Source organism: Soehngenia saccharolytica DSM 12858 (assembly GCF_059568515.1).
Genome location: NZ_JCANTN010000042.1, coordinates 1 through 11,604, shown reverse-complemented (window position 1 = coordinate 11,604; position 11,604 = coordinate 1). Strand labels below are relative to the sequence as shown.

Below are 11,604 nucleotides of genomic sequence, written 5' to 3'. Positions count from 1 at the left end.
TCAAAAAAAGTGTACAAACAAGCCCAAAAAGGTTGCATTAGGTGCTGTAATGAGAAAATTAGTAAATATTATATTCGCCGTCATGAGAGACAAAAAGCCTTTTGAGCTAAGAACCCCAGAAGAGCATGAGGAACTACTTCTTACTAGGTCTTCAGTAGCCTAATGATCTGTATTTAATGTTTAGTTTTCAAAGAACAATTTTAAATAACAGCTTCGTTTTTTAAACCAATAATCATTGGTTTATTAGGTGTGCATTTTTTTATTATTAATTTTTCAAAAAATATTTAATATTATTTTGCTAAAATCTATTGACTTTAATTAGCTGGTCTTTTTGTTGTTTTTCATATTAATTAATAATCATTAGCAACATATTCTATACAATAGCTATCCTAACACACAGGGGTTCTTTTACCTATGCAAAACTCTTTTACAACATACGCACCACCTCCTAAACTGTAGGTCACTCGTATATATCTTCTTTCAGGATACATAATCTTCCTTGTTATTAATTTAGATTCTTACCCATATAACTCACAAGGAGGAAAAAAGGGACATACTTTTTAAATTTATTTTAAAATATTTTCTCCAATGTTTAGAACTTCGTATTTATACAAGTTTCCAATAACATGATATTATGCCGTCTCGGCACTATATTAAATAAGTCATTTTATCGGTTTTCCACATATCTGCTTGAGGTCCCTTAAAGATAATCTCTTCCATTTCTATATTTTCTGTATCATAATATTATTTGCCTTTATCAGATGAAGTGGGCAATTTCATATAAAATTATTTATTGTTCCCTGCCAAATAAAACACCTTTTCATTCTAGTCAGGCAGATTAAAAGTAAAGCCTTTATCACATTATTTATATAAATTTAATTCTACACTTTAACCCCTTTCTTTATTTAACACCTAAATTTTTAAATCTCACAAATTCCGGAAACAGCCTCAGCTTTTTCCCCATCTACAGTCACTACAACTCGAGTACGGTATTTAACCCCTGACATTCCTGTATAACTCTTAGATAAAAATACATAGCTAGTCCCTTTGAAATTCCATGAAGTTACACTAATCCATCTTCCTAAATCATATCTTTCCAAATACATTGTTCCGCTAATTGAACCAGAAGAGCTTTTAGCTTTTATATATACCTCTGGGTAAAGCGTAGTGCCTTCTGCTGAAATACTTAGTGAAATACCACTAATACTTTCCCACAATGGAGTAATTGCCTGATAGTCTACCTTTGTTAGTGTTTGCTCTTTCAGTTCCATAGCATAGGTAGCATTTGTTATACCACCTCCTGCTAACAATGTAATGGCCATTGCCGTTGCTCCAATCTTTTTAAGTTTCATAAAAAATCCTCCTTAGCTATTATTTTAGGTTCTTACCTATATAACGCACAAGGAGGAAAAAGGGGACATGTTTTTTTAAATTATTTTGAAATATTTTCTGCAACTTTTAGAATTACATCTTTATTTAAGTTTCCTATAATATGACATTCAATACCGTCTTGATACCATACTAGATAAGCCATATCATCAATTTGCCACATATATGCTTGAGAGCCTTTAAAAGTAATTTCTTCTATTTCAATTCCTTCTGTATCATAGTATGATTTGTTTTCGCTAGATGAATCAAATAATTTTATATCAAACTCTTGATTATAATCTGCTGAGTAATTATAAATTAGCATATTACGACCCTCATGAATATCCACCAACTTAAATCCAGTTGGAATATATTTAATTTTAAATGATGTCAGTTTAACTAAAATATCATCTTCACCTATATTTTTAGGTGTGAATATACTAAATTTTTCAAACACTTCAATTACCCAATCAAATACTTTTTCACGTGCTTCCGCATTAACTGCTAAAACAGCGGAGAAACTTAGAATACATACCAATATAAAAACAGCAACCCTTTTAGCTATTAACATAAGTATGTTATTAGGATTTTGTTTAATCTTGACATCTTTTAACTTTCGTCTGAAAGCCTTAGAATAATTAGGTTTGTGTAATATTCCAATATTATTATAGTCTTTTGTATCTTCGATAAGTGCAATTTTACAAGCTCTTTCCATAGACTTGTCATCAATCCATGAGTTATTAATTCCCATTAAATCAGATAACATTTTTTGTATATAACGTAATTTCCCTATAGAATTTTCTATCTCTAGTAGCCTATCTATTTCGGAGGGAGTATTATTGAAACAATATCGAAAGAAGAGAATACTACGATACTCTGATGGTAATAAGCCTATTTTTATAGCTAATTGTTCAACTTCCTCGTCAGATAATGATTGATATATAATGCTATTCATGTTTAATTTAATCATTCTTTCCAATTCATCTTGCAAAGATAATTGAAATACTTCTTTCAAAATATTATTAGCCATTTTGGGCACTCTTATCACCTTCTTCATAATATGATCGCAATTTCTTTAAAATACGTTGACTACGTTTCTTTGCAGCTTCTTCAGTAATTCCTAAAAGCTCTGAAATATCTTTAAATCTCATTTCATTGACAAAGCGCAGATGAACAAAAAATTTTTCATCATCTGAAAGTTTATTAATACAGGAAAGTAATTGTTCTTTATTTACTGTTTCTACATATTCTTCTTCAATATTATAATCTACTTCGCTATGGTCAAAATAGTCTAAATCCTCTACATGTATAATTTTCTTACGTTTTCTTATAATATTCATTGTTTCATTCTTCAATATTACAACGCAGTAGGGTTCTATTTGGGGACATGGTAAAGTAGATATTTTTTCTATATTCTCTATAATCTTTAAAAATGTTTGTGATACAGCTTCTTCTGTATCAAATTTATTCTTTAATATATTAAAAGAAATATTATACATTTTGACATTCATTTTCGAAAAGAACTTATTAATAAAATCTACTTCGTCATCTGTCATTACACCAAATAGTAAAATTATCAATTTTTCACCCCCATAAACTTTAAATAATCTATGAATTATCTCTTATATTTATTTAAATAGGAACAACTTTATTTGCTACCAAAGTACTGAATTATATTAGATTTTAAGGTGTCATTTATCTTATACCCATATGTCATCTATAAAACTCCCTTAAAAACAGGGTCAAAAAGAGGTGTTTTTTCACTCATTTTTGACCCTAAAACCACCCTCCACCTACTACATGTTGTGTCTGAACCCTACTTTTTCACCTCCGAGGTACTAGATGTCATCAGAATTATACTCTCAACGTGGCTCGTCCTCTTGATAGGTGCATTTTTGTAAGTCTGCATTTTGCTCATTTTTAGAAATTTGTTTATGTCCATTAATTTTGCTAGTTAAGCCTGTCTTAAATATGAATGTCAACGTATAAGGATCTATACTTCCATCTTCTTTATACCCACCTATAATGACTTCTTCCACTACAGTTTTAAATACCTCCCTATCAAATTCTGCCAGTGGTTCTTTGCTTTCGAATAATTTCCTGAAGGATGTTATTCTATCTTTGATAGTCTTTTCTTCATCTTCTGTTTTATCTAATTCTCTTTTTTCTGTTTTTAATTCTTGAAGTTCTTTCTTTAGTTCAGTATATTTTTCTTCATAGTTTTCTTTATCTATTTTATCTTCTAGGTGTAAGTCTAGGAGTTTGCTTGTTTTATTCTCTATATCTCTTATATCCCCATCTATTTTATTTAATAGTTTTTTATTATCCCTGGACTGTAATTCCTTTTCTACATTCTCTAAGAATTCCTCTACTATTCTTTTATTATCAGTACATAGGATATTAAAGGCTTTTACAAAGGCATTCTCTATTATCTTTTCTTCTACTGCCTTACATTCAGGACAAGATTTCTTTCCTTTTCTTATTGCAGTTGTGCAGAACCAGACATCCTTTTGTTTATCAGTTCCACTATGCCATCTTCTCCTAGTAATATTCCCACCACAGTAGGCACATTTCATCATGCTGGAAAAGGCATATTTTAAGCTGTGTTTTTTCATTCTTCCCTGATTATGATTTCTACTTCTTTTTTCTAATATTTCTTTTGCTTTATTAAATTGTTCCCTTGATATAATAGGTTCATGGTTGTTTTTTATATAATACTTTTCTTCTTCACCAAAATTATCTAATCTTCTTTTACTTATTGGATCTAGAGTAAAGGTCTTTCCCATTAGGATATCCCCTACATATTTTTCATTTTTAATAATCCCTCTGACAGATGAATCTGACCAAGTTGTATTGCCCTTCTTTGTTTTTGCTCCCATTTCTGTAAGTTCCCTTGCTAGTACAAAGCATCCTATGCCACTGGTATATCTATTAAATATATATTTTACTATCTTAGATTCTTCCTCATTTATAATTAACTTTTTCTTTTCCTTGTTATAATCATAACCTAAACATGAAGCTTGTCCTACTAATTCCCCTCTTTTCATCTTCATTTTAAGACCCATTTTAGTATTGGCAGAAAGTGATTCGCTTTCCTGTTGTGCTAAAGAGCTTAGGATAGTTAATAGCATTTCCCCATTCATTGTTAAGGTATTTATATTTTCTTTTTCAAAGATTATTGCTACATTTTCATCTTTTAACATTCTAACATATTTTAATGTGTCCATAGTATTCCTAGCAAATCTAGATATAGATTTAGTAATTATAATATCTATTAGTCCATTATTGGCATCAGATATCATTCTTTGAAACTCATCTCTATTATCTGACTGAGTACCTGATATTCCTGAATCGGCATAGATATCTACAAATTCCCATTCCTTATTCTTCTTAATTAACTCTGTATAATGATGTACTTGGGATTGATAACTATTCATTTGTTCATCTGAATCTGTACTTACCCTACAGTAGGCTGCTACACGTAATTTGTTTAATATCTTTCCTGTATTCCTATCAATTTTCTCTTTCTGTGCTTGAATTACTTGTACCTTACTCATACTTTCACCAACCTTTCTTTTAATCTATAATCCTTGTATTCCTATCAGGGATTACAAGGATTATAGATAGAAGATTCTTCTTAGTCAAGCTAATTATCAGTGTTTCATGGTTCTTATCTCTGTACTTATTCTAATAATTCAAGAACATAAACACAGAAAACAAAATAATAAAATGGTATTGCCTTAATTTATTTTACCTTTCCCCTACTCTTTTATTTCGTACTTTCTCTTTATGCTATTCCTTATAACTGAATGTTCTTTTTCTGAAATTAATTCCTCTTTTAATAATCGATTTAACATTCCTATTTGGAGACTATATTTTTCTATATTATTCTTTAAGAATTTATATCCTACTGGAGTAAATAGAATTTTTGCTACTGTTTCTATATCCCCTTCTCCTTTTATATCTTTTAAAATTACCTTTATTTTCTTCCATAGTAATCTTAATTTCCTTTTCATTAAAAACCTCCAATCTTATCTATAACTTTTATATAATTCCCCTTATATTTTCTTTGACCACCTATAGGTGACACCAACAAATGCCTGTTTATAGGGGTTTTTATCATTTGTGACCACCTAAGCTGACACAAAACCCCAATTCCGACCACCTATCTTTAATTTTTAAACCCACGGCACTGCCGGGGGATGTGGCTGGAAGGTGGAATGTTTTGACCACCTTCCTTTATCCTGCACTAAAATCAATTGGGGAGTCCAGTTGCTATTTATGGAAATAATTAATATTGATTTGTCTTTAATTCCTTTTATTTGAATTGTTGAAATTATAAGCTATGGGCACATCTGCCCAACAAATCATTTTATTAGCCATTAGGTGTTATTACTCGACCCTTCTAGTTTTAATGCCATACAAGGGGGCACGGGGGCAGACGACTGCTGAAATTTATGCTAGTTCATTTGTAAGGGTCTTAAGGGTCAACAGGGTCATCATTTTGAGGACTTAGGGGGTACTCATTTTATCGACCCTATCAACCCTATTTCTAAAGATTTCAATCCGTCTTTTCCCATTGCTCTTACGAATAACAGCAGAGATACAACGTTTTTCAAGTTCCACAGTATTTTGTAGTATCTTTTTTGTAAGGGTCTTTGGTGAAATCTTATCGACCCTATCTTTGGATAATTCATCAGCTAGTTCTGTTGGTGTAGATTTATGATATTCTTTATCTTTCATAAAATCAGAAAGAAGAATAACAATATCATCTAACAGTAAATCGTGATTTTCAAAACTATCTGATACTACTTGCCAAACATTATCTTCATCTCGTTTTAATTTGATTTCACGATAATCAATATCTCTACCTACACAAGATAGAGTAGCAACTCCACTACCTCTAGTTTCTTCTACTAGGATAAAACTACTATCCACTGCACCTTGTATTCCTGTTGTTCCTGATATACGGTTAAATGGATCTTTATCATTTTCTTTTCTTAAGTGATGAATTAGTAAAATAGCGATTCCATATTTATCTGCTAATTTTTTCAGTATAGTTAAATCGCTATAATCACTGGCATAGTTATTATCTTTACTTGTATTTCTTATCATCTGAAGGGTGTCTATAATGATTAGAACAGTGTCAGGATGCTCTGTAATAAACGTTACAATCCTATCTTCTAATTCTCCTCCAAGTAAAACATTTTCAGTGCAAAAATTTACTGCCTTTGTTGCTTCATCCGTAATGTCAAAAAGTCTATTTTGTATTCTGATTTGACTATCTTCAAAACACAAATACAAGGTGTCACCTTGCTTAACTTTGTTCCCCCATACATCCTCTCCTTTTGATACTGCAACAGATAACCAAAGAGCAAGCCATGACTTTCCTACCTTAGGTGAACCAGCTAAAATATGAAGCCCTTCTGATAGTAGGTTTTCAACGATGAAGTTTATAGGTTTTAATGGCATAGTCATTAATGTTTCCCCATCAATGGTATTAAATCTTTTTATCATTTTAAATTCACCTCCTTACTTGTTTCCACATTTGAATGCTGTTTTTGAAGTCTAAAGTCAAAATCATTTTAAATAAAAATCGCCCCCTATATGTTTCCACATTTAGAGGGTGATTTATGAAGCCTGGTTTTGAAAGTATTTATTCAAATAAAATCCCCTCTACTGTGTAGGCAATAAGAAAGGCATTTTGACAACCATTTTTGAAAGATAAATAAAAATACTGAGAAAAATAATCTTGATATTTTTATCTATCAAGATTATCTTTAAAATTAATTTTTCATTTTTGGAAATCTATTTATAATTTCATAATCTAGAGTAATATTTAGTCTTCTTGGTATTATAGATTTCATACTACCTCAATATACTTAGTTTAATTAGTTCTGAATCAATCTTGCCTTTACCTTCTAAAATATAAGTTATATTTGACATTTACAAATCCTCTCACGAACTTGTCATAATGATACTTATATAAATATTATGACAAGTTTAATATTATAAATCAAAGCAATCATTTTTACAGAATCCCTTTAATTGGTTGAATAAGATGAAACATATAAAAATTTAGGAATATTAGAATCTGAATCAAGTCTATATTTAAGGTTTGAATATGAACATTATGGAAGAAATGAATGGCTTCATATAATTAAAAATAGAGAAGAATGGTATTAAATAATGTGAAGGGGACAAGTGATTATGATTATTGAAAACATACGCATTGATACTGGGAGAAAGGCTATAACAAGCCATTTGCAAATGGTGTAGAAAGTCTCTGAGGTTTACATGGGGTTTAAAGGTACAAAATGAAAAGTAATAAAACTAAACAAAATGGCTTGCTTTCAGGACCTTCAAGGATTTGGATTTCTATAGATGAAAATCTTAAAAGAAAGGTGAAGTAAAGTGCGATAATAAACATATAGATGAAGAAGTTTTATACAAGGCATTTGTTAGTAGCTTTAATGGATTGGCAAAAAATAAGGAACATTTTATTGAGAAGTGGAAAGTGGAGGGGGGATGAACTTAAGAGACATAGGGCTAAGGAGTCTATTGAAATTGTAGAAGGCGGAACTATTGATGAATTTGACATAGATTTATATTTTAGAATGATTGAGAAAATGGGAGTCTTTGAATAAAAGGTAATAGTTTGATTCCTTGATGAAATAGAGGTAAAATGCATAATTAAAATGGATATTATTATAAAGTCAGTTGGGCCTGCTGCTTCCATCACCTGAAACGTTGATACATTTTTTTATATATTTGTCTTTATCAATTTACAGCAATCTTGTGAGAATTGGCATCCACCTATTTTCCGTACTATCTATTTTATCGTTAATAGATAATGTACTGCTTCTTTCCCAGTAATCCTAGACACTAAACAACTTAATCAGAATTTGTAATAATATTGTAATAACAATGTAATTTTATCTTAACCACTTCTTATGGTAACCGTGGTATAATCAATTTAAATCTGTGTATAATCTGCTGATAATTTTGCTCTCTTGTTCACAGGACATGTTATAAAAATAACTTATTTTAATTGTGATGATTTAGTAGTGCTTTCATAACAATGAAAAGTCTAAAAGAGCAGAGCCCTTAAACTTTAAGACAAAACTTCGACTGATTATACTTTGGAAAATCAAATAAGTCAATAATAAAAAAAATCATAAAATTTTGTTTTATTGTTAGATGAAATAAATCGATGTTATGACAGATTAATTCGTTCATACAAAAACCTCGTCCCCCTAAATATATAAAATCTTTGGTCCATCTTATATTATCGGGATATACAGATGAGATGAAAACCTTTTTTGAAAATAGAAATAAATTTGAGTGATAAAAAAGTCACTATATAAAAAACCGCGATATCAAACGTTACAAGTTATGATTAATACTATAAAGGTCAAGAAGGAGGTGAATTATTATCAAATAAAGAATAAAAAAAATGATAAAATCTAGCAAAGGACTTTTAAAAAAGTTCAATCAGATTATTTGTTCAATAACAAAATGAATAGGAGGCTTTTAAATTGAAGAAAAAATTAAAAAAACAATGGTTAGTTGTTATCGGTACTACAATTCTTGTTTCCAGTTTTACCGTTGCAGCCTTTGCTAATAGCCATTTCAAGCTTTTTGATAAAAGTCAGGAAGTCCATCAGAATAATTCAAACATTATTACCGAGTCAGATGAAAATTTAGGTTCTGTGCAGCGTATTTTTCCTGTAGAACCAGAGGAGGCAATAACTATTACAGATGATTGGATAAGAGAAGAAGTGAAACAATTCTTGGAGAAAAATGAGATTCATTCCTTAAAGGATATTCATACTTTAGGACACAAAATTTCTTATGAAATTACCAGTGAAGATGACACCTGGGTTCGCCCTGTTTACTCCGAGTACTGGCACAGTACTTACGGCGGAGGTAAATATGGCTATATCCCCGACCTCATAAGTTATGCTCAACGAAATCTTTTCGTTTATAGTGGCGGTCTCTCTGAAGGAGCAGGATTGTATCACCATCTAGGCTTTACTGAAAGCTTGGAAAAACCTGTAGGTAGTTCGTTTAATGCCTCCGAATCCTTTGAAATATGGGCCATAAATCGTAAAATTAAAGAAATTATTCGACTGGATAACGAATGGTTAATAGTAGTTGAACCTCAGCTACAAGGTTATCAAACAGTGAAGATCAATTATGCTGATAACGATATAGAAATAAACGAAACAACAGAGCCGCGAACCATGCTTTTCCGAGTTGTTACCCCTGACGGTTACGAATTAGAACGTACTGCCAGTATACTTCCTATAAAATAAAAAAGTACATTCCTTATTAGCAGACTCTATACATGCAATATACTCCTTGCTGCAACCTATTAGAAGCTGTAAGTAGTTTATTATAATAATTGTGAAGACTGTCCTTTTGTTTTAGGACAGTCTTCACTTTGTTATTGGATTATGGGACACTGACTGTTACTTGACTGGGATAACCCAATGCATATGCAACACCGCCAGAGCTAAGGTCTATAGAATTTATATTCGAAGCATCTATAACCCGTGCTACAACAGAGACATTATTTGCGGTTACCCTAATCCAAGAATTATAAGCCCAAGTCCGGTTTGCTGGCCTTGCTACAGTCAAGTCACAGGTGTGAAAAACATTATAATTTCCAGTAAAGAAACTAGGGAGTGTCTCACCTGCTCCATAGTAAGTGGCTGTAAGTTGCAGGCTTGAACCACTATAGCTGCTTGTAGGTGTAGTCAATTGACAAATTTGCCCACTGCAATAAAGAGTGGTATTTACTGCATCTTTTGTACAGTTCCATCCATTTATAGGTGACCGTAGAGCATTTGCCCATTGTAGGGCCATTTCCCACGGATTTGCTCCATATGCTTGAATATCATCATTTGTCACTGTTGCTATTATATGAACATTTGTCCTGGACCTGTACTGATAGCTATATAGAGAGCTTACACATCCGGCGTAAAGATTTTCGTAAGTTCTTCCCCCTCCTCCATTTACAGTTGAGTGTGACTGGTTCTGAAACCATACTACCTGGGGCCATACTACTACATAAGAACCATTTTCCCAACTTGGAGTAATAAAGTCTAAATCCGCTCCTGGATAATTCTGAAATATCGAATTAAGCCTGCTTACAATTGTGTCTGCACGGCTACTGGTAGTTACATAAAAAGTATTTACCCATGAACCAGAACAGTTTCTAAGCTGTATCCAATGTTGATTACCTACAGAATTTCTTCTTGCTTGATTTGCCATACATCCTGCACGAGGTTGTCTCGGCCATTCAGCCATATTAATCTCCTCCTTATAAAAGATTTACATATTAGGGAATTGTCTGTCTTGGGCTAGACTCTATTTGGCGGTGGGATTGTCTGAGATAAAGTATCTTTTAGCTTGTTCAATGCCCGTTCCCTTATCCTGTTCACTGTTGGTTGTGATATTCTATATTGGAGGTCTATTTATTTTTCTGTCTATCCTTTAGGAAGGTTGCTATAATAATTTGCTTTTATTGAAGCTTAAGCAACAAGAGTGCTTCCTGAATGAGTATAGAGTTATATTCTTCAAGATAGTATTACTGGTAATCTGCTAGGTAGCCAGCATCTCCGTTAACTCTTCTTGGAAAATTTGACTGAAGTACATCCATAATTTCGTCTATAGCAGCATCTTTTAAGTGTTATCAAAATGTAAAACCTCAAAATATCATTGCTTTTTTTAAGGTTGTATCATATAATGGCATAGAAGGACTCAAACATTATCTTCCTAAATTTTGACTTTGGACGGTCGGATATGGGGATATGCTAGAGTCTTTTTGCTATACATGCCCGAATGTGATTCATATCTTACCTCCTTCATTTACAATAGTCTCTCGGAATATCCCGAGATAGATGGCACAACACTTTGCTATACCATCATTTTTTTCATTCCTCCTATTTTTCAATAGGGTTTTATATCAAAATGCAAGTTTTAAAAATATCCTTGCATTATTTTTATGTTTTTCCAAAAAACACTTGACTTTTCAAAAACGCCCCAATAATCGAGGTGAAGGGATTTTTTCCCTACTAACTGCGATGGGAGTGTTTTTATGAAGCCTGTTTTTGTTCCTCATGAAGCTTACCAAAACTTCGTTTTAAACCAACTTAATAAACATTATTCGGACGGCATCCTTACCCTTGTTTCTAGTGACTGGCCTATTATCACTAAGCTATGGATTAC

At 31.9% G+C, this 11,604-nt stretch carries 9 protein-coding genes and 1 pseudogene; 3 read left to right on the top strand and 7 right to left on the bottom strand.

Annotated features, from left to right (window positions below; genetic code table 11):
• Positions 1-163: pseudogene (locus tag BO51_RS09385) on the top strand (IS110 family transposase); the annotation flags it as partial.
• Between the two features lie 757 nt (positions 164-920).
• Here the strand turns inward: BO51_RS09385 and BO51_RS09380 are convergent.
• The 6 genes from BO51_RS09380 to BO51_RS09355 all read right to left on the bottom strand — a co-directional run bounded on the left by BO51_RS09380 (position 921) and on the right by BO51_RS09355 (position 6,885).
• On the bottom strand, positions 921-1,352 hold the full coding sequence (locus tag BO51_RS09380) for a hypothetical protein (RefSeq protein ID WP_496486092.1): 432 nt from the start codon (positions 1,350-1,352) through the stop codon (positions 921-923).
• Between the two features lie 80 nt (positions 1,353-1,432).
• Complete coding sequence (locus BO51_RS09375) at positions 1,433-2,398, bottom strand: DUF4367 domain-containing protein (protein WP_496486089.1); 966 nt, start codon at positions 2,396-2,398, stop codon at positions 1,433-1,435.
• The gene (locus BO51_RS09370) at positions 2,391-2,948 is read right to left on the bottom strand and encodes an RNA polymerase sigma factor (protein WP_496486087.1); all 558 of its coding nucleotides are present in this window, start codon (positions 2,946-2,948) and stop codon (positions 2,391-2,393) included. The genes BO51_RS09375 and BO51_RS09370 overlap by 8 nt, the downstream gene beginning before the upstream one ends.
• Before the next feature lie 282 nt (positions 2,949-3,230).
• The gene (locus BO51_RS09365; RefSeq protein WP_496486085.1) at positions 3,231-4,925 is read right to left on the bottom strand and encodes a recombinase family protein; all 1,695 of its coding nucleotides are present in this window, start codon (positions 4,923-4,925) and stop codon (positions 3,231-3,233) included.
• Between the two features lie 204 nt (positions 4,926-5,129).
• The gene (locus BO51_RS09360) at positions 5,130-5,384 is read right to left on the bottom strand and encodes a hypothetical protein (protein WP_496486083.1); all 255 of its coding nucleotides are present in this window, start codon (positions 5,382-5,384) and stop codon (positions 5,130-5,132) included.
• Positions 5,385-5,880: 496 nt separating this feature from the next.
• Entirely contained in the window at positions 5,881-6,885 is a 1,005-nt protein-coding gene (locus tag BO51_RS09355; protein ID WP_496486081.1) for an AAA family ATPase, read from the bottom strand.
• Between the two features lie 917 nt (positions 6,886-7,802).
• Here BO51_RS09355 and BO51_RS09350 point away from each other — a divergent pair.
• The gene (locus BO51_RS09350) at positions 7,803-8,015 is read left to right on the top strand and encodes a hypothetical protein (protein WP_496486079.1); all 213 of its coding nucleotides are present in this window, start codon (positions 7,803-7,805) and stop codon (positions 8,013-8,015) included.
• An 891-nt stretch (positions 8,016-8,906) separates the two neighbouring features.
• Positions 8,907-9,686 carry a hypothetical protein gene (locus BO51_RS09345; RefSeq protein WP_496486077.1) on the top strand — a complete coding sequence of 260 codons (780 nt, stop codon included), beginning with the start codon at positions 8,907-8,909 and terminating at the stop codon, positions 9,684-9,686.
• 139 nt (positions 9,687-9,825) lie between these two features.
• Here BO51_RS09345 and BO51_RS09340 read toward each other — a convergent pair whose 3' ends face one another.
• Positions 9,826-10,683 (bottom strand): RlpA-like double-psi beta-barrel domain-containing protein, encoded by an 858-nt coding sequence (locus tag BO51_RS09340; protein WP_496486075.1) that lies wholly within the window; start codon positions 10,681-10,683, stop codon positions 9,826-9,828.
• Positions 10,684-11,604 lie beyond the last annotated feature (921 nt).

Excerpts from the sequence above, each read along its gene's own strand:
- BO51_RS09340 (WP_496486075.1), bottom strand. The coding sequence starts at position 10,683 with ATGGCTGAATGGCCGAGACAACCTCGTGCAGGATGTATGGCAAATCAA.
- BO51_RS09350 (WP_496486079.1), top strand. The coding sequence starts at position 7,803 with ATGAAGAAGTTTTATACAAGGCATTTGTTAGTAGCTTTAATGGATTGG.
- BO51_RS09365 (WP_496486085.1), bottom strand. The coding sequence starts at position 4,925 with ATGAGTAAGGTACAAGTAATTCAAGCACAGAAAGAGAAAATTGATAGG.
- BO51_RS09380 (WP_496486092.1), bottom strand. The coding sequence starts at position 1,352 with ATGAAACTTAAAAAGATTGGAGCAACGGCAATGGCCATTACATTGTTA.
- BO51_RS09355 (WP_496486081.1), bottom strand. The coding sequence starts at position 6,885 with ATGATAAAAAGATTTAATACCATTGATGGGGAAACATTAATGACTATG.
- BO51_RS09375 (WP_496486089.1), bottom strand. The coding sequence starts at position 2,398 with ATGGCTAATAATATTTTGAAAGAAGTATTTCAATTATCTTTGCAAGAT.
- BO51_RS09360 (WP_496486083.1), bottom strand. The coding sequence starts at position 5,384 with ATGAAAAGGAAATTAAGATTACTATGGAAGAAAATAAAGGTAATTTTA.